Raw genomic sequence first — 22,953 nt, forward strand, 5'->3', positions numbered from 1 at the left:
GTCAAAAATCAATCAAAAAGGGTATAAAATGGTAAATGAGGCGAACAAAGCTGTTCATACTGACGCCGTAGACGAACATGAGGAGATGGATTTTGCGGCTATGTTGGAAGAGTCTTTCAAAGATTCTGAGAGAGATGCACTCATCAATGGTGTTGTTGTAGCGATCAAAGAAGATGTTATCTTAGTTGATGTGGGTAAGAAGTCTGAAGGACGTCTCAACGCATCTGAGGTCACAGATGAAAATGGCAACATAACATGCAAAGTGGGAGATGTCATCCCTGTAGTGATTACAGGATTCAGAAACGAAAGACCAGCGGTTTCGCACAAAAAGGCCCTTCGTAAAGGTCATATTAAATCATTTATCGCTGACTATAAAGAAGAAGACGATGTGGTTCTTGATGTTAAAATCACGGGAAAAAACAAAGGTGGATTTATCGCTGAAAATGCAGAAGGTATCGAATTTTTCCTTCCTCGTTCACAAGCAGCGGTCAAAGATATGAACGCACTTTTAGGTAAATCGCTCAAAGTGAAAATCATCAAAATTGACACTGAGACCGAATCGATCATCATTTCTCGTAAAAAATTCCTCGATGACGAGCGTAAAAAACGCAAAGAGATCGTTCAAGAGTTGATCGACCGTGACGAAGTGGTGGAAGGTACGATTAAAAAAATCACCACGTATGGTATGTTTGTGGATGTGGGTGGTATTGACGGTTTGGTTCACTACAGTGAAATCAGCTACAAAGGTCCCGTCAATCCTGGTACACTCTACAAAGAGGGTGAAGTTATTCCTGTTAAAGCGATTAAATACGACAAAGACAAGCGTCATCTTTCTCTCTCCGTAAAAGCGGCTATGCCTGATCCTTGGGATGAGATCAAAGATGAGTTAGAGACAGGTGATTCAATTCAAGTTACGATTAGCAATATTGAGCCATACGGTGCGTTTGTTGATTTGGGTAATGACATTGAAGGTTTCCTTCACATCTCTGAAATTTCATGGGATAAAAACATTAAACACCCACGCGATTACATCGAAGAGGGACAAGTGGTTGATGTTGAAGTGATTGAAATTGACGCCAAAGAGAGACGTTTAAGAGTTTCTTTGAAAAACGTACTTCCAAAACCATTTGATGATTTTATGAAAAAATTCAAAGTCGGTGATGTGGTTAAAGGTGCTATCACGACCATTACAAACTTTGGTGCATTTGTTAAAATCGGTGGAATTGAAGGTCTCTTACACAATGAAGATGCTTCTTGGGATCGTAACAACAAATGCAAAGAGCTTTTTGCGGTTGGCGATGAAGTAGAAGTAAAAATCGTTAAGATTGATGAAGAGACTGAAAAAGTATCTCTCAGCAAAAAAGAGCTTGAAGACAGCCCAATCCAAAAATACGCAAAATCACACGAGAATGGCGACATCGTTCATGGTAAAATAAGAGATATTAAAGAGTTTGGTATCTTTGTTGAACTTGAAGAGAATGTTGACGCGTTGATTCGTAAAGAAGATTTGGGTCAAGTGAGTGAAGCTGATCTTAAGATTGGTGATGAAATCGAAGCTGCCATTACGTTTATTGATGACAAGAAAAACCGCATCCGTCTCTCTGTTAGACGTCTTTCAAAACTGAAAGAGAGAGAAGCGCTTAAAGAGATCAATAAAGAAGAGAAGATGACACTTGGGGACATCCTTAAAGATCAATTGAAATAAGCAATGCAAAAAAAAGTACTTGGCGCACTCTTTCTGCTCCTCTTTGCAGGAGTAGGATTTTTTCTCTCCAAACTTCTGACTCACGAGACAGATGTGAAGGAAGAGATCGTCAAGTACGAACCTTCCAAAACGCAAGAAATCAAACAAGAAACATCCCAAAACGTTTGGATCAAAGAGATGGCGCATAAAGACGCTAGGGAGTTTATCTTCCCTGTCAATGAGCTTTTTATGCAGATCGATGCGTATGGGCAAAAAAGCGGAAGTGCAGGCAAATTAAAGTCGTTTCGCTTGGTGATTGATCGAGCGGATCGCTACTCACTGTTTTGCATTGTGCAGACTCTGAATGCTTTGCATCTACCGTATATGGTGATTAAGGAAGATAAAATTCCTATTATCTACGTAGAAGAAAAAAGTGAAAAGCAACTGGAAAATGTTGTTCTAGAGCTTGAAAAATACGATATAAAATCAAAAATTGTCGAGGTTTGGTTATGAAACAGAAGAAAATCATTGTATGCGATGCGATTCACGAAAAAGGTTTTGCAATCTTACGTGCTGAAAAAGATATTGAAGTTATTGACGCTGTACGTTTGCCTAAAGATGAGTTGCTTAAAATTATTGGCGAGAGTGATGTTGCGATTACACGAAGCTCCACCGATGTGGATGAAAAATTTTTAAACGCAGCGACCAACCTTAAAGCGATTGTAAGAGCAGGTGTAGGCGTTGACAACGTCGATCAAGATGGCTGTAGTAGACGTGGTATCATCGCGATGAACGTTCCAACCGCCAATACGATTGCTGCGGTTGAGCTGACGATGGCACATCTTTTAGGCTGTGCACGAAGCTTTACCAACGCCAACAATCACCTCAAAATTGATCGTGTATGGAACCGCGAAAAATGGTATGGCGTTGAATTGTGTGAGAAACGTCTTGGCGTCATTGGTTTTGGCAATATCGGTAGTCGTGTAGCCATTCGCGCTAAAGCCTTTGGCATGGAAGTGGTGGCGTATGATCCGTATATCTCTGCATCCAAAGTGACCGATCTTGGCATGACCTATACTGAAAATTTCAATGACATTTTAAGCTGTGATTTTATTACGATTCATACGCCTAAAAACAAAGAGACGATTAATATCATTTCACACGATGAAATCGCGAAGATGAAAGATGGCGTACGCCTTATCAACTGTGCGCGTGGTGGTCTTTACAATGAAGAGGCTCTGTTAGAAGGCATTAAAAGTGGCAAAATCGCTTTTGCGGGTATTGATGTTTTTTCCAAAGAGCCAGCAACCAACCACCCTTTACTGGATCTTGAGCATATCTGTGTGACCCCACACCTTGGTGCTAATACCCTAGAATCTCAAGAAAAAATTGCGATTCAAGCCGCCGAAAATGCGATCAGTGCGGCGCGTGGCATTAGTTATCCTAATGCGCTCAATCTTCCAATCAAAGCAGAAGATATTCCTGCGTTTGTGGAGCCATACTTAGAGCTGGTACAAAAAATGGGCTTTTTAGCCGCGCAACTGAACCGCTCTGCGATCAAATCGATCAAACTTGAGTTAGAGGGCGAGATCGGTGGTTACGCGAAATCCCTCTTAACCTTTGGTATTGTAGGCTCTCTCAAAGAGGCAAATGAGAACAAAATCAACTATGTCAATGCGGAATTTGTTGCCAAAGAGAAAAACATTGAGAGTAAATGTGAAGTGGCTGCGAGTTCAAGCGGCTATAAAAATAAAGTAACGCTTGTTTTAACCACTGAAAAAGATGTGATCAGTATCAGTGGAACCGTTTTTGGCGAAGATGAGCAACGCATCGTGGGTATCAATGGCTTCAAGTTTGACTTTAAACCTAAAGGTAAGATGATTATTTTTAAAAACAATGACGTACCAGGTGTTATCGCTCATATCGCGACGATTTTAGCCAAAGAGGGCATTAACATTGCTGACTTTAGATTGGGGCGTGGTGCGCACCAATTTGCGATGGCGGTTATCTTGGTGGATACCGACATTGATAAAAAGATCATTACCGAACTCACCAAACTCGAGTCATGCGTTTGGGTAGAGTACGCTGTTTTATGATCGTATAAAATATGATACTCATAGGAGCCTCTCTTTGCAGAGAGCTCCTGTGTTCTTTCGTTAAAATATAGTTTACTTCTTTTGGATATAGTCCCTCTTTTAAAGCTTTAGTCACCTTTTTAAAAAGTAAAATTTTATTATCTTTAGCTAAAATGATCTGCTTAATATTTTTCAATAAATAAATAAATATTATACATTTGATAATATAATAGTAATTAAAATAGGTGAGGGGAATGTGCATGCGAATGATTCTGCTTTTTCTACTGGCATTGCGTTTTAGCTTTGCAGCGGATGGACTCCGTTTAGACGATGCGATTCAAAAACTCAAAGCGCAAAACAGCGAGATTGTGATTGCTAAATTTGATGAAAGAATTAAAATGCTAGAGCATCAAGCAGCTTTAGGTGCGCATTATGGAAGTTTAGAACTCTCCCAAGCAGCACTTCGAAGTAACGATGCCCTAAACATCTTTGGCTATAAACTTCAATCACGCGAAGCCACCTTTGCGGACTTTGGCTTTAAGCAGTTTAGTGGGAGTAACTACATGTTATCGCCCGATGATCTTAACAATCCCTCGGATCGTAATCACTTTCAAACCAAAATAGAGTATACCTTACCGCTTTACACAGGTGGCAAAATTGAGCAGTATGGCAAAATCACCCAAGCCTTGCATGCGATGAGCACACTAGATCGTGAGGCGTTAACCCTTCAAAAAATTTACGAGCTCAAAAAGAGTTTTTTTGCTATAACGCTTTTGGATGCGCACCTTTATAACCTTCACATTATTGCGTCTAATACCGCCAAATTAGAGGCAAAAACAGCGGCGATGCTGGAAGAAGGGTATGTTAAAAAAATCGATCTTTTAGAAGTGCAGAGCAAACAAGCCGATGTCGAGCGATTGATTCATCAAGCCGAAGCGAACAGAACGCTTTTATATGCCTTTGTTTCGTTTTTAGTGGATGAACCTGTGACGCAAATTTCGGGAAATGATGAAGAGGCGCTTATGCTTCACAGTAGCGATGCAGACATTTTGAACGACAATCTTGAGATCAAAAAAGCCGAGCAGGGCGTTGAGATTTCTAAGATGGGCATTGACCTGCAGCAGAGTGCTTTTCTCCCTCAAGTAGGTGCGTTTGCAAACTATGGCAGCAGTGATGATAAGCTGATGAATGACTTTTCAAAAAACGATGCGTACACTGTGGGGCTTCAAGTGAAATGGAACCTTTTTAACGGTGGAAGCGATAAAAATAATCTGGAAAAAGCGCGCGTTGAAAACCTCAAAGCTTCGCAACAATTGGCGTTGGCAAAGAAACAGATTGCTTTGTCAATCAAGCAGATTCAGACCCAGATATATAATGATGACTATGAGATCCAAAGTCTTAAAAAAGAGGTGGAACTTGCCCATCTCATTTATGAAAATTATGCAGGAAGGTATGCGCAAAAATTGGTCTCTATTAACGAGGTGATGATGAAACAATCCGAAGAGCTTACCAAAGTACTCAGGCTCAAAGAGGTGCAAAATGCACGCAATGAAAAAATCTTTGAGCTTCAAAAATTAGCCAGCAAGGAAGTGCAATGAAATCTTTACATGTAAAAGCAGTAATGCTTGCTTTAATCGCCTCAGGAACGCTTCAAGCAGGAAGTTTGACCTTAAGCGGTAGCGTGATTTCCGAGAATCAAAAAACAATTTCGAGCCGTTATATGGGATTTGTGCAAACGGTCAATGTGAGCGAAGGCGATGTGGTCAAAAAGGGCGATCTGCTCTACAGCATTGACTCTAAAGAGGTCGATACCGCTCTTGCGCAAAGTGAGCTTGCGATCTCTCAAGCGGAGCTTAGTCTGAAAATGTACGAAAACCAGTATCAAAATGCAAAGCTCAATTTAGAGCGTCATCAGCGCTTGCTTGAAAAAGATATGGTTTCAAAGTATGAGGTTGAAAATTTGGAGCTTTCAACGAGCAATCTTAAAGCGATGGTTGATATTGCAAGACAACAGATAGCGCAAGCCAAACAAAAACGCCAAGAGGTTCAAAACCAGTACCAGTATCTCAAAGTGAAAGCACCCAATGAGAGCGTCGTGATTGAAAAGCACATTAAAGCAGGAGAAATGGCGCTCTCCGGAGTTCCCACATTGGTTTTAGCCGATCTGAGTGCGCTTAGAATTAGCACTGAAATTGCAGAGAGTTATCTTGGTAGTGTTAAAGTGGGCGATAAAGCTCGTGTGGAAGTGCCTTCCATTGGGTGCATTAGTGAAGGAAAAATCGAAGCGATCATCCCTAGCTCCAATCAAATGGCGCACACCTTTCGTGTGAAACTCTCTTTTACATGTAAAGATACCAAAGCGTATCCTGGTATGTACGCAGTTGTCACGGTGGGTGAGTAACGATGAAGTACAAAGAGCGATACCTCGCAGGCTACTTAGCGCGACTTTTTTTGAAAAATCCTCTGACGATGATTTTAGGGGTGAGTTTGATTGTTTTGGGAGTGATCGCACTCTCGTTAATGCCCAGAGAAGAAGACCCCCAAATTTCGATCAGCGGTGGCGTGGTCATCGTCTCGATGCCAGGGGCGAGTGCGGCTGAGATCGAGCAGATGATTGTTCGTCCCTTAGAGAGGCGTATCAAGGAGATTAAAGGTGTGGAGCACATTTATGGGATCGCGAGTGATAATGTGGGCATTGTGAATGTGATGTATTTTATCGGCGAAAACCGTGAAGCGTCGAACCTCAAACTCTACGATAAAGTGATGCAAAATATGGATCAACTTCCTCAAGGGGCAGCAACGCCACTGGTGCGTCCTTTTGACATCGACATCGACATTCCTATTCTCTCCATCGCTTTTTACGCTAAAACGCCTCAAGGGGTGGATAATGTGAGTCTTTATAAGCGTGTGGAAGCTTTTCGAAATACGTTAGGCAATGTGCCTAATGTCGCTAAAACCGAGATCAAAGGCGAACACAAAGAGCAGTTTAACATCGAGATCGATCTTTCCAAACTCTCCGCTTATCATCTCTCTTTGGAGCAGATCGTAGGCTCGTTAAAATCACTCACGGTCTCCTCCCCTGAAGTGAAAAATAGAACGCAAGAGGGGAAATTGATCGTTTTTGGTGTGAAAAATGCGCTTGAAAAGGTCGAAGATATTCAAAATCTGATTGTCGCCCATTTTGGCGGTTCGGTGGTGTATCTGAAAGATATTGCCGCTATTCATCTGGGTGATGATATTCAAAACAAAAAGAGTGCGCAGATCAGCTACAAACAAGGCGAAACCTTTACGCCTTTGCAAGATCAAGTCACGCTCAGTGTTTCCAAACTCAAAGGCTCCAATGCTGTTGTGATCGCCAATGACGTGGTCACCCGTCTTGAGGCTTCCAAAAGTGCTCTGGATCGTGAGGGCATTGGCTACATTGTAACGCGAAATTATGGTGAGCGCGCCAATGAAGCGGTGAACGAGTTGGTCTTTCACTTGTTGATTTCCATCGTGATTATTGCTTTTTTGCTGATTTTTATTTTGGGTTGGAGGGAAGGATTGATCGTCACGCTTACCGTTCCTGCCATCTTAGCGATTACGATTTTTATCGCCTACATGAGCGGGCAAACGATCAACCGCATCACGCTTTTTGCCTTTTTGCTGAGCCTTGGGCTTTTGGTGGATGATGTTATCGTCGTCATCGAAAACATTCATCGCCATCTGCACGCAAAAGATGCTCATGATAAAGAGATGGATGAGCTACTTATCGAAGCGACCGATGAGATCGGAGCTCCGACCAACTTAGCAACGATTGCGATCATCTTAACGATGGTGCCGATGGCGTTTGTGGGGCAGATGATGGGTGAGTTTATGAAACCGATTCCACTCAATGTACCTGTGGCGATGCTCTCCTCTTTATTGATCGCCTATATTTTTACACCGTTTTTAGCACGCAGATTTTTGAAAAAACCAACACACACTCAAGGAGAGCATGATGCAAAAATTTGAGTCATTCATCCATGCTCTTTTAATGGATGAGCGTAAGAAAAAGCTCGTTCTTTTTTTAACGTTGTTAGCCTTTGTCCTAGCCGTGCTGATGTTTCCTACTAAAATTGTCTTAGCCAAGATGTTACCGGGAAAAAGTACGAACACATTTTCAATCTATGTGGATCTTCCCAGTGGAAGTTCGTACCAAGAGACTGACAGGGTCAATTCCTGCGTTGTGGGTATTTTGCAAAAAGAGAAAGAGATTCAAAATATTGAAGTTTTTAATGGCATGGGATCTCCTTTAGATTATGCAGGGTTGGTAAAAGGCTCTGGGCTGAAAAGAGGAGAGCAAAGCAGTGAAATCGTGGTCAATCTCAGTGGCATTCATGAGCGAGATGAGCGCTCCTTTGCGATGGTGCATCGCTTGCGTCCTCTCATCCATCAAGCATGTGAAACCTTGATTCCAAAGACGTCCATCAAGATGGTCGAACAGCCTGCTGGCCCTCCAACAATGGCGGCTGTGGTGGTCGAGTTGTATGGCGAAAAGAGTGAGCCTTTAAACGCGCTAGCGCAGAGAATCAAACAGATTTTAGCGCAAACCAAGGATCTGGTCGATGTGGATATACTCTCTGAGGAGGTGTATGAAAAGTACGCGCTTGTGCTTGATAAAGAAAAAGTGACCCGTTCGCATCTAACCATTGCTCAGATCAACGAACTGTTGTACCTTGCCTTTGAAGGCGCACATGTCGCTCATAAAAACAGTGAAAATTCCCCTGAACAAATCCCACTGTATGTAGTGTTAAGCGCTCCTTCCAAGTCGCTTCCACATGCCTCCAAAGAGGAGCTCAGCGCAAAATTGAGTGAGCTTAAACTGCTCAATGCTCAAGGCATGATGGTGCCACTCTCCGAAGTGGTTCGTGTTGAAAAAGTGGCTTCAAGCCCAACGATTATGTCAAAGAATCTTCAAAAGATGGTCAGCATTGTGGCTGAAGCTGATCTTGTTTCGCAAGTCTATCCGCTTTTGGAAGCACGATCCCAGATCAAAGAAGCACTGCAAGAGGAGTTTGAGGTACATCGTAGCCATCTGTTTGATCTCACGCTCAAAGATAAAAAGAGTGGTGATGTGTACGAATTGGCTTGGGATGGCGAGATGAAAGTAACAATGGATACGTTTCGTGACCTCGGTGGTGCGTTTATCACAGCCCTTGTTTTGATCTTTTTATTGATGGTTGTTTACTACAAAAGCTTTGCGCTCGCTGGCATTGTACTTTTAGGAAGTTTTCTCTCGATCATTGGGGTGATCATCGGGCATTGGATCATGGATCTTTTTGCATCGACAACGTTTTTTCTCACCGCAACATCGCTGATTGGATTTATTTCACTGATGGGGATTAGCTCGCGCAATTCTTTGTTGTTGATTGATTTTGCGCAGACTTTGATCACACAAGGGAGTTCAAAAAAAGAGGCGATAGCCAAGGCGAGCGCTACCAGAGCAAAGCCGATTATGCTGACAGCAGCAGCGATTATTTTAGCCAGTACATTGCTTGCCACCGATCCTATATTTGGTGGACTTGGGGTTGCTTTGATCTTTGGAACGATTGCGGCTGTGATCGTATCGTTGATCGTGGTTCCGGTGTTTATGGATAATACAAAGGCACTTTAGCAGCACTTACATGTAAACGGTGGGGCAACTCAACGTTTTACATGTAAGAGTTTTCGACGCGTTGAGACCAACAGACGCATCATGCGGTAGACAAAAAGACGTTTTGTCATGATGTTTATTTTACGGCAATGCTTATGTTTCAAACACTCAAATACCTCTTCTAATGCCAACTTCTCACTCACGGATAGATTTGTCATACCGTTCCTTTTTGCCCATCATTTATTTTACGCACTAATCTCACAATATCTTCATCTTTCAACATTCCGAGCATATTGAAAACCACAGGAATGCCCATAGGCGCGCTACTTCCAAGTCTCCACTCTTGGTAGGTGCGCATGGAAATACCAAAGGTTTCCGCCATTTTTTTTTGAGAAATTTTCTTCCCCATATTTTCGGCTTCAATGGCATTATGCAAAAGATTAATAATATCGCTTGTTTTCATCGTATGATGATACTGAAAGATGTATTAAATATAAATTAAAAATCATAAAATATACAAGTTAATTTATATTATAAACAATATTATGAATTTTATAACGTTTATATTGATAATTATATCATTTATATTGATTTAAACATACAATATATTGTATAAAAATAGACTGCTTTGTAGTCGTAGTTTTTTTCGCTATAATGACGAAAACTAAAATCTAGGAGAATGTATGGCCTCTATAGGAATGGGCGACTTAAAAAAAGGGTTAAAGATCGAATTAAACGGCACACCGTATAAAATCGTCGAGTATCAACATGTCAAACCGGGCAAAGGTGCGGCCTTTGTACGCTGTAAAATCAAATCATTTATGGATGGCAAAGTCATTGAAAAAACATTTCATGCGGGTGATAAGTGTGAAACGCCTCATCTTGAAGATAAAATCATGCAATTTTTATACGACGATGGTGAATTTTTACAATTTATGGACAGCGTTACCTATGAGCAAATCGCACTAACACACGATCAAGTCGGTGAAGCAGCGGATTGGATCATTGATGGTATGAATGTTGATATGCTTTACCACAACGGTAAACCTATCAGCGTTGAAGCGCCTCAGTTTGTTCAACTCAAAATTGTCGAAACACCCCCTAACTTTAAAGGCGATACCCAAGGCGGTAAGAAACCAGCAACGCTTGAGAGTGGTGCAGTGGTTCAAGTACCTTTCCACGTCGTTGAGGGTGATGTCATCAAAGTGGACACGGTTCGCGGCGAATACTTAGAAAAAGTTAAATAAGTCTACATATCAACACCATAGCATCGAAAACGGTGCTATGGTTTCCTCTTCTTTTTTCCTTTAGTGCTATAATAATCTTCACAAGACCGACCTTACACACAACACCATTTTTTTGAGGAGTTTCCTATGCGTAAAAAAGTGATTGTCCCTTTAGCTGAGGGATTCGAAGAGATCGAAGCACTCACGATTGTGGATATTTTAAGACGTGCCAATGTTGAAGTGGTTATGGCAGCCTTAGAGTCTTTACATGTAAAAGGAGCACACGGTATTGTGGTCGTAGCCGATGCCCTTTTAAAAGAGGTTGATGGCGATGCTTACGATATGATCGCCCTGCCGGGCGGACTCCCTGGTGCGACCAATTTAGCTGCCGATGAAACCACCCAAAATCTTCTGAAACGCTTTGATGCTAAGCATAAAGCCATCGCTGCGATTTGTGCGGCCCCTTATGCCCTAAAGAGCGCAGGCGTGCTTAAAAACAGCTACACCTGCTACCCAGGCTTTCAGCCAAAAATTGGAGGGGAAGGTTATAACGCCATTGATAAAGTGGTTAAGGATGGCAATATTACAACTTCACAAGGGCCCAGTACGGCGATGCTTTTTGCTTTGAGCCTTGTGGAACAGCTCTGCTCTGCAGACGTTGCCTTTGCGCTCAAAAAGGATTTATTACTTAATATGTAATTTTATCAACATTTTAAGAGGCATGACTTTATAATCAAGATAAATTCATACGAAGGATCGGTAATGTTGCTTAGAACCATCAAAGGGAAGTTAACGCTTCTTTTAGCGATATTGATTGTAGGCTTTGGAGCACTGGGGTATCAGATTGTAGAGGTGAGCAATAATGCTAAAGGGATTGCGGTACGATTTACTGCTATTCAGGCACTGGAGTCACATTTTTTACAAATGCGCATTGAACAGCGAAATTATCAAAATTATTACCGTGAAGAGGCGGTGAAGGCGTATGAGGAGCATTATGAAAAGCTCGTACCTCAGATCGAAACACTGACAAAGATTTTTCGCTCCAAAATTAACCAAGATAAAATCGCTGAGATTAAACATGCTATTGAGATCTGGCATGTTGCCAATGAGCCTAAAAAAACGGTCGATGGTAGTAGTTTTGAAGATTATCAAGGCAGTAGTGACAAGTCCAAAAAGAATGTCAATGCGTTTGAAACGATTTTGGAAAACATCTACGAGCTTTCTCAAAATATGAAACAAACCAATTTTGATCGACTCGAAAAGAACAAAACCAGCTCACAGATTGTTTTAGGGGCTGTCTCGCTGGTGATTTTGGTGCTCTTCTTTTTTCTCACGCGTTCCATCAAACACTCTGTCGCACAAGCCCAATCCAAGTGTGAACAGATGCGCCACAGCAAAGTTCTAAACCAATCACTAAAGCTCGATACGCACGATGAGATCAGTGAAACGATGCTCACCGTAAATGCACTGCTTCAAGAGATTTCAACCGCCATTGGTGAAGCCAAAAGCAATGCCGTTGAAAATGCTTCTGTTGCCGAAGAGCTCTCGAGCACGAGTTTGCAAATTGGCAAGCGTGCAGAAGAGGAAGCAAGTGTGGTGAGGGAGACAACGCAAGAGGCGTCTGCGGTTGCTTTGGAGATCGAACACACGAGTGCCGATGTGGGAAAAATGAAAGAGCGCATCCATACCGCACAAAAGAGTCTGTTACTCGCTCAAAATCTGCTCAATGAAACCATCATTCAACTAGGCGACACCTCCCATGCCGAATCTGAGATCAACGACCGACTCAATCAGCTCTCCAACGACACCGATCAAGTGAAAAATGTTTTAGAGGTGATCAGTGATATTGCAGAACAGACCAATTTATTGGCGCTGAATGCTGCCATCGAGGCAGCGCGTGCAGGGGAACATGGACGTGGGTTTGCCGTTGTGGCGGATGAGGTGCGAAAGCTAGCGGAGCGTACGCAAAAGAGTTTGATCGAAACCAATGCAACGATCAATGTCATCGTCCAGTCCATTCAAGATATTTGCGGGCAGATGAATCTCAATGCCAAACGCATCCACGATCTCTCGGATTTTTCAACGAAAGTAAGCACACAAACGGGCGATGCGGTCAGCTTATTGGATGAAACCGTAAGTGCAACCGACTCCGTGGTCGCCAAAGCGGAAGATAATGTTAGGCGCATCCAAACCGCCGTCATCCACAAAATCGAAACGATCAATCATCTCTCCAGCTCCAACGCCAGAAGTGTCGAAGAGATCGCCTCTGCGGCAGAACATTTAGCACGTTTATCCGAGAGTTTAAGCGCAACGCTCGCTCAATTTAAAACCGCGTAAGCTTTTACATGTAAAGAGTGTTTTCACTCTTTACTTCTCTTCATAATGGAGTTTTAACCCTTCGCTTCCCATCACAAAACCGCTAATCACGATCTTGCCTTCATGCACCATTTTATGATGCTTCGCGCAGAGCGGAATGAGATTGTAACGGTGATTTTGGTGAAAGTGGTCGATGTTGCCATGCTCATCCGCACGCTCTTGCGCCTTGATGTGATGCACCTCTTCAACATACTCATCGCAGAGGGCACATTTGGCGAGGTAGAGATTTTTATTGTATTTACTGCGTTTTTTCTGCTTTAACAGTTCCACATCGCCTAGCTCTCCTGCGAGGCTGCGACGAATATCGTACGCGGTTTTAATGAAGGTTGGGTCCATATGCAACGACTTGGCAAACTCTAAACCGTAGAGTGAGCTTCCACTGCCAATTTCGAGTTTGCGGTTGTAGAGAAGCTTATCACTCTCTTCATCGTAACACACGCCTAAATGCAGGTAAATCACCTTTTTGAGCTCTGCAATCAGAGGCAGGTTGTTCAGTTGATGCAGATGGGTCGCAAAGACGAAAAACGAGCCTAGCGTGTGCATCTTCACCACGCTACTCGCGACAATCGCCAATGCCGATTCAGTCTCCGTTCCATGGCTGATCTCATCGCCTAAGACGAGTGAAAACTCCGTGGCACGGTTGAAGATATTTTTGAGTTCCAACATCTCCACCGTAAAGGTCGAAAGCCCTTTGTAAAGGTTGTCGTGGCTGATGATGCGCGTGAAGATTTTATCAAACAGGTGAAACCTCAGACTCGCGCACGGTACAAAAAAGCCCGCTTGCGCCATGATGACGGCGATACCAAGGCTTTTCATTAAAGAGGATTTACCACTCGAGTTAATGCCATAGAGCAAAATGCCCTGCACATCATTCTCTTTGCATGCTTCAAGGGTCACATGATCGTGGGTGATCTCTGGCGTGCAGTGTCCCAAGAAAAGATCGTTGGGAATGTAGATACCATTCTCCTCGCGCGATTCGATTAAAGGATGGCGCAGTCCGATGGCTTCGATAAAGCGGTTTTTCTCCTGCATCGGCAAAAGCTCAGGTCTGACGTAGTTGTATAAAATCGCGCATTTGGCATTGCTCAGCGCCACGTCGAGTGTTCCCACAAATGAGATCAGATGCTCCAAAGTGAGCGCATAATGCGTTTCGATCTTTTCCAACATCTCATCGTAGCGCTGTTTGACCAATGCGATCATTTGAAGGTTACTGAGCGTGATCTCTTGGGAAATCTCATCGATCAGTGAGGCAGAAATCTTCACGCTGTTTTTGAGGTGTTTGTAGGTGAAATCTTTGAAGAAATAGTGCTGTTCCCCAATGGTGATAAAGCTTTGCATGAGTCTGTCTTCAATGAGCGCAAAACGGTTTTTGCTCATCGCGATGTAATGCCCTTCGCTCTCCAACCATTCGATGCTGAGCGTCGTGCGGTTACTCTCTTCAAAGAGCGTTTCAATATGTTGTGCGATGTGTTCAAGGGCGCTAAAACGCTCTTGCTTGCTCTGCTCGATCTTGTCAATTTGTGGGAAAATACCTTTGACAAAAAGGTTTTCGCTGATCTGATCTTTGCGAAACTTCGCACAAATATCGAGTACAAAGGTATTTTTGAGCATCAACAGCAGCGCTTCACTCTCATCAAAAAGCTTTTTGGGTGTGGGCACTTTTTTAAGCTCCGCCTCTTTGAGAATGCCCAAAATCGCTTCAAGCGACGTGCCGAGGTAATCGAGCTCCAACGGGTGCAATTTTTTCAGCGCAATCCGTCTTAAAATGCGCTCCAAATCGTAGACTTGCTTGAGCGCGATCTCAAATTTTTTAGAGTCGCTGATGAGCTGCGCACTCAGCTCAAAACGCTCATTGAGGGTTTTAAGATCACAAATCGGGTTGAGCAAGCGTTCTTTTAAGAGTCGCTTTCCAATGGCAGTCGAGGTCTGATCGATCAGGTTTAAAAGCGTCATCTCGGAAGGATTTTTGGAGATGATGTCGAGCTGTTCGAGAGTATTATTGCCAATGTAGAGGTAGCGACTGTTACCAAGTAAAATCGGGCGGCTCATCTTCTCGATGATATTGGCATCGTGTTCGATGATAAAATCGCACAAAATCGCCAATGATTCACTCGCATAGGGGTAGCGCTCGATGTCGAGGTATTCGATAGGCGAGAGCAGGGAGCGAATCGCGTAAATGCGACCGAAAAGTTCATTTTGATAGGTCACTTTGAGGCGCTCTTTGTTGAGGCTGTGCGCGACACTGGGCGTGATCTCCAGGTAGTTTTGCACCCACTCTTTATCGATGCTCTCGGTGTTAAAGGTGAGGACAATTTCACTGGTTTTATAGGTCTGCAAAAGGTTGAAAATCTCGTCCAGTGCATAAGTTTTATCTTCTCTGGTTCCATGCACTTCGTTGATGATGGTTTTGCCCGTTGTGACATCAATGGCGCTGTAGCCGATGGAATAGATCTGATGATTGCAGTCTACGAGCAGTGAAACCAAGTAGTTTTCACTAGGCTCGATCAGATAATCAAAGTTTGTACCTGGGCTGATGATATTGGAGATGTAGCGTTTGACGTGGGGCGGCTCGCCTTTTTGGCGAACCAAAACGATTGTGTATTTTTTCGCTTGCACCAGACGGCTCAAATAACGATCGAGTGAAACGGAAGGAATGCCTGCAAGCAGAGGATTTTGCACGGAGTTTTCTAAAATGGATTTATTTTTGCGCGTGAGTTGGATGTTTAAAAGCTCACTGACCTCTTTGGCTTTGCCGATTTGATGCGTTTCGTTGTTGACTTCATAGGTTTCAAAAAAAGAGCCGATTTCCATAAATACAATCGTATTTTTGCCATATTTTGATTCAAAAAAGAGCTGAAGATCGAAGTAAATTTCAGTCAGAAGTCTCTCTTTGGAGCAGAGCATTTGCGCAATATTTTCAAGCATTCTTTTTCTATCCATCTCGTTAAAGTGGCTAGATTATAGCGCACGAAAGCATAAAGTTTGGTTTGCCAAAAGCCATTTTAAGGTACAATAAAAGCACTTATTGTAAAAGGATAACCATGGAGATTGAAATTTCAACCCCCGCCCTTTTGTTCCCTGCTGTTTCACTTTTGCTACTGGCATATACCAACCGTTTTTTGGCGGTTGCGCAACTGATTCGCATGTTGCATCGTCAATCAAACGAGCGCGAAAATTGCGAAGAGTACAAACAGATCGGCAATCTTAAGCACCGTTTGGAACTCACCAAATGGATGCAGTTTTTTGGCGTACTTTCCATTTTGCTCTGTACCTTCTCGATGTTTGATCTTTTCTTGGGCATTTTAGAGTTAGGGAAAAAAATCTTTGGCTTAAGCCTCATTTCAATGTGTATTTCACTTTTTATCTCCCTTTGGGAAGTGATGATCTCTACACGTGCTTTAAATATGGAACTCAGCGATATGCACGATCGCTGTAAAATAATCGAGGATAAATGAATCAATACCTGCTTGTAGGCGAAAAAAATCGTCTGAAAATCAACCGTTACACCGACAATGGCGTTTACCTGATCTGTGAGGATCAAGATGAAGTTCTCATGCCCAACCAATACGTCACCTACGCGATGAAAGAGGGCGATGAGATCGATGTGTTTGTCTATTTTGACTCGGAAGATCGCATCGTGGCGAGTACGACTTTCCCCAAAGCGATGCTCGATCAATTTGGCTGTTTTGAAGTGGTCGATGTCACCCCCTTTGGCGCTTTTCTAGACTGGGGCTTGCCCAAAGATTTATTGGTTCCTAAAGCGCTTCAGAAATTTCCGTTTTATGTCGGCATGAAGGTGATCGTACAGGTCAGTTTGGACGATGAGACGGGGCGCATCATAGGGACACAAAAGTACAACGACTTCTTAAAAAAAGATCTCAAAGCGCTCAAACTCAAACAAGAGGTCAACGTTCTGGTGCGCGAGCGAACCCCACTTGGCTTCAAAGTGATCGTTAACAACCTTTACGATGGGCTCATCTTTCACAATGAAATTTTTGAAAATGTTGAGATCGGTGATGAAAAAGTGGGTTACATTAAAACCCTTCGCAAAGATGGAAAATTAGACATTGTGCTTCGTCCCATCGGCGATAAAAGCGATGAAGCGGCTGCCGCTAAAATCGTGGAGATTTTAAGTCTCACGGGTGGGGCGTGCGAGATGAATTACAAAAGTACGCCTGAGCTGATTTCGGATCGTTTTGGGCTGAGTCGTAAGGCGTATAAACGCGCCCTCACCAAACTGATCGAGGCAAAAAAACTGGAAGTGAACGATGAAGGCATGAAGCTTTTATGAGTCGTGTTGCCATCATTGGAGCAGGAGCGTCGGGACTGGTGTGTGCCATCGAAGCCTCGCGCAAAGGACATAGCGTCACGCTGTTTGAGAAAAACAGCAAAGTAGGGCGCAAAATTCTTGCCACGGGCAATGGTAAGTGCAATATCTCCAATGAAAAGATCAGCCTCGAGCGCTACCATGGCGAATCGCCCAGCTTTGCCAAAGAGGCGTTGCGTCGTTTTGACACCCTTACATGTAAAACGTTTTTTCGCACGTTAGGACTGGAAATGCGCGAAGGCGAGGAGGGCAGACTCTACCCGATGAGCCATCAAGCTTCAAGTGTGGTCGATATGCTGTTGCATGAAGTGCGATCTTTGCATGTAAACATTTTACTTGAATCTGAAGTCGCAAAAATAGAGAAAAAAGGTGTGGAATTTATTTTACATGTAAACGATAAAACGCATGTTTTTGATGCCTGCGTGATTGCCACAGGAAGCGTCGCAATGCCCACTTTGGGAAGTTCTGGCAGTGGGTATGGTTTTGCCAAAACCTTGGGACATAGCGTCATTGAGCCGTATCCTTCGCTGGTGCAGTTTGTCTGCGATGAACCGCATCTGAGAGAGGTGAGCGGTGTGAAGATGGACGCGAATGTCGAGCTTTACATCGACAACCAAAAATGCCAAAGCGTGCAGGGCGATCTGCTTTTTACCGCGTATGGACTTTCAGGCTCGGCGATTTTAGATCTAAGTCGCAAAGCGTCTCATGCGTTGGTGCATCATGAATCCGTGCATGTCGTGCTCGATCTTCTTCCCACGCTTTCGCGCGAAGCACTGACGTCGCTGCTTCAAAAAAGAGTGAGTGTTGCCAAAGAGAAGTCACTCTCGTTGTGGCTTGAGGGGATGATTCCTAAAAAGCTAGCCCATTTCATTATCGAAAACACAAAAATAGCGCACATCAAAGAGGCGTCAACACTGGGTGCAAAAGAGATCAAAAAGATCGTCTTTGCTTTGAAGGCACTGCGTTTACATGTAAAGGCGACCAAGGGATTTGAAAGTGCCGAAGTGTGCGCTGGTGGCGTGGATGTGCGCGAACTAGATGCCAAAAATCTGATGTCAAAAAAGATGCCAAATCTCTATTTCTGTGGCGAAGTGTTGGACATTGATGGCGATTGCGGAGGGTTTAACTTGCATTTTGCGTGGGCTTCGGGGTATCTCGTTGGGCAGTCTGTAACCTAAACGGAGCGTTTTTTGCAATGACTGAGCACAGCGCTATTTTTATAATACGTACCCAATACGTTTGACTATAGCTTCGTATTTTCTTGGTGAATTAAGGTAGAGACAAGTACAATAATAGCCTTAAAATCATAGTTTTGTTGGAATAAATCTGACACATGATGTTCAAAAAAGGTAGGGTGTTGAGACTCAAATACGGCTGGTTTAACGAGATTAAAAATAGCATTATTGTGAGGGTGATTTTTATGTGTTATGATCATCATAGGGGGATTAACACGGTATTACCTCTTCGCTTATACCATCCATACGAATCTTTTCAAGGTCGTTTCGATTCATCAAGAAGCACTTGCCAACGAGGCAGCTAAAGAGATCACGCATGATTTAGATGTTCGCAAAACATTGCTTGCACAGATTGCGTCTCGGATGCCTTTAGAATTGCTTGAAAATCCACATCAACTTAAAATGTGGCTTGAGGAACGCCATGTTTTCAATCCCTTTTCTCCGGCGCTCTGTTGGTGCTCAATGAAGAGGGAAGTTTGATCGCAGGGACGGGGGCTGAAAGAGTAGAGGGTGAAAAAGCGTATGCGAGTGATGATGTTTTTAAACGTGCGTTTAATCAAGAGTTTGTGATTGGAACGCTGATGTTCTCTCAACATTCAAACGAGCCTGTTCTTCCTATGGCGATGCCGATCAAAGATGATTTTGGGCATGTTCGAGCCATCGTGGTGGGCTTGACGTATTATGATGCCACGTTTTTCAATCGCGGCCTTAATGGTCGCATTGGTAAGACAGGCGGCTTTTTACTGATTGATGCGAAGCAGCAGATTTTTATAGCAGCGACGAACAAAGAGCTGATACTCAAACCCACACCGCCAAAAGGGAAAAATCTCTTGCATGATAGGGCAATAGAAGGTTTTAGGGGCAGTGATATTACGATCAACACCAATGGCGTCGAAGAGTTATCTGCGATTGCTTCCATTCCCAACACCGACTGGTTTGTTGCTTCTCATATTCAGACCAAAGAGGCTTTTGTGATGGAAGAGATATTAAAACGACCCTGATACGAGCACATATCATGAGTCTCGTCATCGTTCCAGCCATACTTTTTTTGTTCTTGTTTTTCTTTTTTAAACCTCTTCGAACGTCGGCTTTGTTGGCCAATAAAATGTCGCTTGGCGAAGTCCCTCTCAAACCATTGCCGATCACAAGGATGGATGAGGTGGGTATTTGACGGTTGCGTTCAACCGCTTGATGGCAATGCTTTTAGCGAGTCAAAAAGAGCTCAAAGAGATCGCCCACTATGACTACTATCTGACCAAGCTACCTAACCGCTTTTTGATGGTCGATAGACTGGAGCAAGCTCTGGCACGGTGCGCACGCAATCATACGAGGCTGGCACTGCTTTTTATGGACTTGGATGGATTTAAGGCGATCAATGACTCTTTGGGTCATAGCGCAGGAGATCACGCATTGATTGAGGTGGCGAAGCGGTTTTCAGCGTTGATACGCGAGAGTGATACGTTAGCCCGCGTTGGCGGTGATGAATTTGTGATTGTGCTCAGCGACCTTGAGAGTGATGTCGCATCTGCACGCAATACGGCAACGCTTGTTGCAACGAAGTGTATGGAAGCTTTAAAAGAGCCTTTTTTCTTTCAAGGCAGTGCCAAAATGTTGGGTGTCTCCATCGGTATGGCGATGGGCGACAAAGAGAGCAGGGTGGATGACTTGATGGTTGAGGCGGATACCAAGATGTATCAAGCTAAACATGGAGTTCATCTCAGCGCCCATGAAGCGTAATGGTATCGTTTCTGTTTACATGTAAACTTTTGCAGCGATCAAAGAAAAATTACCCTTTATGTTTTGGTTGCTGGAAAATCATGTAAATGATAAAGGCAAAAAAGGCGACCGTAATAGAGGTAAATAGCAGTGAAAATGTTTTAACCACAACGTAAGCGACGATCAAAATGGAAAGCAAGGTTGGCACTTCATTGTACGCGCGGAAGAATTTGCCGCTTTGGGTGCATTCATCGTTTTCCAACTGTACACGGTAGTATTCCAATGAAAAAGAGTATGCGGTTAAAAGCGCAACTACCGTTAATTTAGCGTAAAGCCATTCGCCTGATTCAAATAAAATAGGGTTGATGATCAGCATCGCTGCACCGCTTAAAAGCGTTGCCCAAAAGGCAGGCAGACCGATGTATTTGTAGATTTTGTACTCTTGAATCTTCACCACTTCGACAAATTCGCTTTTGTGTGCGTTTTCAACATGGTAGACAAAAAGACGTGGCAGGTAAAAAAGCATCGCCATCCACGACATAAACGACATAACGTGAAATGTTAAAATCCAACTGTAGTACTCCATCGCTCACTCCTGCAAAATAATAGTGCCATTATAGCAAGTGCGCGTGGGTTTTTATGGGATTTTTAACAACACTCCATTTCAGCTTTTTCCATCAGTTCGATTCCTTTTTTAAAATCATACGTTTCAAAAAGAGCCGAAAGATAAAAAACATGAGAGCAGATGTGGTACAAAATGTCCTTAGAATAGTGCTTCGCAAAAACCGCTTTATAATCTTTAGGAATCAATGTCTCAAAACGAATCCACAAACCATCTTTAGCTTCAGGATACAGATCAAAGAGTTCATACATGGCATCAAGCACTTGGGTTGCATTTTCATAGCAGTCAATGTTATGAAAACTCACATATCGATCACGAATTTCGTCCATGTTTGGATGCCTTTTTACGTGACATATGCACGTTGTGTTCCATAAGCTTATGTAGTGTTTGAAGATTTGTTTTTTAAACTGTTTTTAAGTGTGGTGGTTCGTTGAAATCTTTACATGTAAACAAGAAAAGGTAGAGTTAAAGAAGTTAAAAGCTTTGCTTTGAGCCATTTTTCCCTTTTGAAAAAGAGAGTGATGCTTTGGAGTAAACGACGTCAATCGTCATAAAGTATAGCTTCGTTTAGATTCTATCACGAGTGCTTTTGTCTCTTCATCTTGAAGTAAAGCTTTGATCTCTTGTTCTTCTTCTTGTGACATATAACCAACTTCAAAAGGGTCAATGAGTTGTACTTTTTCTTTGGGTAAGAGCGATAAAAAAGCTTTGATTTGCTCAAAAACACCATCGTCGGCTTTTAACAGTAAAGTTTGCATCTTCTGCTCCTTTAATTTTAAATATTGTAGCGAAAAAGAGCTATGAAGATGAAAAATTCAAAAGAGATGACACTTCGTCTCCATCAACCCAAAAGAGGAGAAAACAAAAGATGAGATCACAGGACGTTTTGGATGATGCCATCTTTTACATGTAAAGGAAAAGAGAGAATCCGCACGTAAGGAAGTTTTAGCTCCGACCTTTATTCACTTAAAGTGTATTTTGAAATATAAGTCAAAATAGAGTAAATTATAACGTTCTAAATAAGTTATGCAAGCAAAATAAACGAGGGGAAGAAAAATGACCTTTAATGGATTTGTTCGGAGTGTTAACAGAGTTTCTAAAGCAATGGAAAGAGATGCAAAGAAAAGACAGCGTGAATTAGCGCAAAGGAAAAAAGAATATTCAAAAATGCAGGAATTGGAACAAGCCTTGTATGCAGTTGAAGAGTATGAAAATGATATTGAGATATTACAGTCACTTCATAAAGAATGTAGTGAACGCATTGATTGGAAAGATATTGCTTTAACAAAAGAGCCAGAGAAACCAGTTAACGTTAGGACACATGAAAAAGAAGCAACACTTAAATTAGAAAAATATTATCCAAGTTTAATTGATAAGCTTTTTAGAAGAGAAGAAACACAACAACAAAAGTTAAAGATAAAAATAGAACAAGCTATTGTAAAAGATGAAGAAGAATATAGAATAAAATTTAATCAATGGGAAAAAGAGTTAATTGATTGGGAAAATAACACAGAAATAGCCAATGCCTTATTAAAAGATGACAAAGACACAAAAATGAAAGTTATTGAAGAAATGAACTCTTTTTCAGAGATTTCTAGTATTGGATCAGAAATATCTATATCCATTAATGATAAAAATATTGTAGAAGCAAAAATTTACGTTCATGGAAATTCTATTATTCCAAATGAAGTAAAAAGTTTACTCAAAAGTGGAAAATTATCGGTTAAAGAAATGCCTAAAAGTCAATTTTATACACTATATCAAGATTATGTTTGTAGTGCGATATTAAGAATAGCTAATGAATTATTCGCAATTATTCCTGACAATGTCGTTATTGTCACTGCTATTGATAACTTGTTAAATGATAAAACAGGACATTTAGAAAAACTACCTATCGTATCTGCTTGCATTTCAAGAAATACATTGGCATCTTTAAATATGGATAAGATTGATCCATCAAATTCAATGAGTAATTTCATACATAATATGTCATTTAAAAAGACTAGTGGGTTTTCTGAAGTAGCTTTTTTAGATATAAATCAAATTGAAGATAAAGGTGACAAACGTCTTTAAATAGT

The 22,953-nt window shown here is 42.2% G+C and carries 23 protein-coding genes; 17 read left to right on the plus strand and 6 right to left on the minus strand.

The window, feature by feature from the left end:
• Positions 1 to 28: 28 nt before the first annotated feature.
• The 7 genes from JU57_RS06135 to JU57_RS06165 all read left to right on the plus strand — a co-directional run bounded on the left by JU57_RS06135 (position 29) and on the right by JU57_RS06165 (position 9,394).
• A complete protein-coding gene (locus JU57_RS06135) occupies positions 29 to 1,705 on the plus strand; it encodes a 30S ribosomal protein S1 (RefSeq protein WP_037958345.1) in 1,677 nt (558 codons plus the stop codon).
• Between the two features lie 3 nt (positions 1,706 to 1,708).
• Positions 1,709 to 2,197, plus strand: coding sequence for a hypothetical protein (locus tag JU57_RS06140; RefSeq protein WP_037958348.1), 489 nt, complete (start codon positions 1,709 to 1,711; stop codon positions 2,195 to 2,197).
• Positions 2,194 to 3,780 (plus strand): phosphoglycerate dehydrogenase, encoded by a 1,587-nt coding sequence (gene serA, locus JU57_RS06145; RefSeq protein ID WP_037958351.1) that lies wholly within the window; start codon positions 2,194 to 2,196, stop codon positions 3,778 to 3,780. The genes JU57_RS06140 and serA overlap by 4 nt, the downstream gene beginning before the upstream one ends.
• Positions 3,781 to 4,019: 239 nt before the next feature.
• Entirely contained in the window at positions 4,020 to 5,357 is a 1,338-nt protein-coding gene (locus JU57_RS06150) for a TolC family protein (RefSeq protein ID WP_037958354.1), read from the plus strand.
• Positions 5,354 to 6,160 carry an efflux RND transporter periplasmic adaptor subunit gene (locus tag JU57_RS06155; protein WP_037958356.1) on the plus strand — a complete coding sequence of 269 codons (807 nt, stop codon included), beginning with the start codon at positions 5,354 to 5,356 and terminating at the stop codon, positions 6,158 to 6,160. The genes JU57_RS06150 and JU57_RS06155 overlap by 4 nt, the downstream gene beginning before the upstream one ends.
• Before the next feature lie 2 nt (positions 6,161 to 6,162).
• Positions 6,163 to 7,752 (plus strand): efflux RND transporter permease subunit, encoded by a 1,590-nt coding sequence (locus JU57_RS06160; protein ID WP_037958360.1) that lies wholly within the window; start codon positions 6,163 to 6,165, stop codon positions 7,750 to 7,752.
• Positions 7,739 to 9,394, plus strand: a complete 1,656-nt coding sequence (locus JU57_RS06165; RefSeq protein ID WP_051906664.1) for an efflux RND transporter permease subunit — start codon at positions 7,739 to 7,741, stop codon at positions 9,392 to 9,394. Before JU57_RS06160 ends, JU57_RS06165 begins: the two co-directional genes overlap by 14 nt.
• Positions 9,395 to 9,423: 29 nt before the next feature.
• Here JU57_RS06165 and JU57_RS14065 read toward each other — a convergent pair whose 3' ends face one another.
• Positions 9,424 to 9,591 carry a hypothetical protein gene (locus JU57_RS14065; RefSeq protein ID WP_294876257.1) on the minus strand — a complete coding sequence of 56 codons (168 nt, stop codon included), beginning with the start codon at positions 9,589 to 9,591 and terminating at the stop codon, positions 9,424 to 9,426.
• The gene (locus tag JU57_RS06170; protein ID WP_037958366.1) at positions 9,588 to 9,836 is read right to left on the minus strand and encodes a DNA-binding protein; all 249 of its coding nucleotides are present in this window, start codon (positions 9,834 to 9,836) and stop codon (positions 9,588 to 9,590) included. Before JU57_RS06170 ends, JU57_RS14065 begins: the two co-directional genes overlap by 4 nt.
• Positions 9,837 to 10,056: 220 nt before the next feature.
• On the opposite strand from JU57_RS06170, the gene efp reads away from it, so the two are divergent.
• The 3 genes from efp (at position 10,057) to JU57_RS06185 (ending at position 12,936) form a co-directional block, all read left to right on the plus strand.
• Positions 10,057 to 10,620: an elongation factor P gene (efp, locus tag JU57_RS06175; protein WP_037958367.1), complete on the plus strand. Its 564-nt coding sequence runs from the start codon at positions 10,057 to 10,059 to the stop codon at positions 10,618 to 10,620.
• A gap of 126 nt (positions 10,621 to 10,746) precedes the next feature.
• Positions 10,747 to 11,298 (plus strand): DJ-1 family glyoxalase III, encoded by a 552-nt coding sequence (locus JU57_RS06180; RefSeq protein ID WP_037958370.1) that lies wholly within the window; start codon positions 10,747 to 10,749, stop codon positions 11,296 to 11,298.
• A gap of 63 nt (positions 11,299 to 11,361) precedes the next feature.
• Positions 11,362 to 12,936, plus strand: coding sequence for a methyl-accepting chemotaxis protein (locus JU57_RS06185; RefSeq protein WP_037958374.1), 1,575 nt, complete (start codon positions 11,362 to 11,364; stop codon positions 12,934 to 12,936).
• 30 nt (positions 12,937 to 12,966) lie between these two features.
• Here the strand turns inward: JU57_RS06185 and JU57_RS06190 are convergent, their stop codons facing one another.
• Positions 12,967 to 15,915: a DNA mismatch repair protein gene (locus JU57_RS06190; protein ID WP_294876265.1), complete on the minus strand. Its 2,949-nt coding sequence runs from the start codon at positions 15,913 to 15,915 to the stop codon at positions 12,967 to 12,969.
• A gap of 101 nt (positions 15,916 to 16,016) precedes the next feature.
• Between JU57_RS06190 and JU57_RS06195 the strand changes: the two genes are divergently transcribed.
• From JU57_RS06195 to JU57_RS06220, 6 genes are all read left to right on the plus strand, one after another.
• Positions 16,017 to 16,430 carry a DUF2721 domain-containing protein gene (locus JU57_RS06195; protein WP_037958379.1) on the plus strand — a complete coding sequence of 138 codons (414 nt, stop codon included), beginning with the start codon at positions 16,017 to 16,019 and terminating at the stop codon, positions 16,428 to 16,430.
• The gene (locus JU57_RS06200) at positions 16,427 to 17,266 is read left to right on the plus strand and encodes a S1-like domain-containing RNA-binding protein (protein ID WP_037958382.1); all 840 of its coding nucleotides are present in this window, start codon (positions 16,427 to 16,429) and stop codon (positions 17,264 to 17,266) included. The genes JU57_RS06195 and JU57_RS06200 overlap by 4 nt, the downstream gene beginning before the upstream one ends.
• Complete coding sequence (locus tag JU57_RS06205; protein WP_037958385.1) at positions 17,263 to 18,480, plus strand: NAD(P)/FAD-dependent oxidoreductase; 1,218 nt, start codon at positions 17,263 to 17,265, stop codon at positions 18,478 to 18,480. The genes JU57_RS06200 and JU57_RS06205 overlap by 4 nt, the downstream gene beginning before the upstream one ends.
• Before the next feature lie 249 nt (positions 18,481 to 18,729).
• A complete protein-coding gene (locus JU57_RS06210; protein WP_037958388.1) occupies positions 18,730 to 19,017 on the plus strand; it encodes a hypothetical protein in 288 nt (95 codons plus the stop codon).
• Complete coding sequence (locus tag JU57_RS06215; protein ID WP_294876274.1) at positions 18,990 to 19,538, plus strand: cache domain-containing protein; 549 nt, start codon at positions 18,990 to 18,992, stop codon at positions 19,536 to 19,538. The genes JU57_RS06210 and JU57_RS06215 overlap by 28 nt, the downstream gene beginning before the upstream one ends.
• A gap of 166 nt (positions 19,539 to 19,704) precedes the next feature.
• Positions 19,705 to 20,274, plus strand: coding sequence for a diguanylate cyclase (locus JU57_RS06220; RefSeq protein ID WP_037958393.1), 570 nt, complete (start codon positions 19,705 to 19,707; stop codon positions 20,272 to 20,274).
• 49 nt (positions 20,275 to 20,323) lie between these two features.
• Here JU57_RS06220 and hemJ read toward each other — a convergent pair whose 3' ends face one another.
• The 3 genes from hemJ to JU57_RS06235 all read right to left on the minus strand — a co-directional run bounded on the left by hemJ (position 20,324) and on the right by JU57_RS06235 (position 21,633).
• Positions 20,324 to 20,839, minus strand: a complete 516-nt coding sequence (hemJ, locus tag JU57_RS06225; protein ID WP_037958396.1) for a protoporphyrinogen oxidase HemJ — start codon at positions 20,837 to 20,839, stop codon at positions 20,324 to 20,326.
• A 62-nt stretch (positions 20,840 to 20,901) separates the two neighbouring features.
• On the minus strand, positions 20,902 to 21,204 hold the full coding sequence (cowN, locus tag JU57_RS06230) for a N(2)-fixation sustaining protein CowN (protein WP_037958399.1): 303 nt from the start codon (positions 21,202 to 21,204) through the stop codon (positions 20,902 to 20,904).
• A gap of 219 nt (positions 21,205 to 21,423) precedes the next feature.
• Positions 21,424 to 21,633, minus strand: a complete 210-nt coding sequence (locus tag JU57_RS06235; protein ID WP_037958402.1) for a hypothetical protein — start codon at positions 21,631 to 21,633, stop codon at positions 21,424 to 21,426.
• Between the two features lie 298 nt (positions 21,634 to 21,931).
• Between JU57_RS06235 and JU57_RS06240 the strand changes: the two genes are divergently transcribed.
• Complete coding sequence (locus tag JU57_RS06240; protein WP_037958405.1) at positions 21,932 to 22,948, plus strand: hypothetical protein; 1,017 nt, start codon at positions 21,932 to 21,934, stop codon at positions 22,946 to 22,948.
• The last annotated feature ends 5 nt before the right edge of the window (positions 22,949 to 22,953 follow it).

The sequence above is a fragment of the Sulfurospirillum sp. SCADC genome (genome assembly GCF_000743525.1).
In the GTDB taxonomy this organism is placed as follows: domain Bacteria; phylum Campylobacterota; class Campylobacteria; order Campylobacterales; family Sulfurospirillaceae; genus Sulfurospirillum.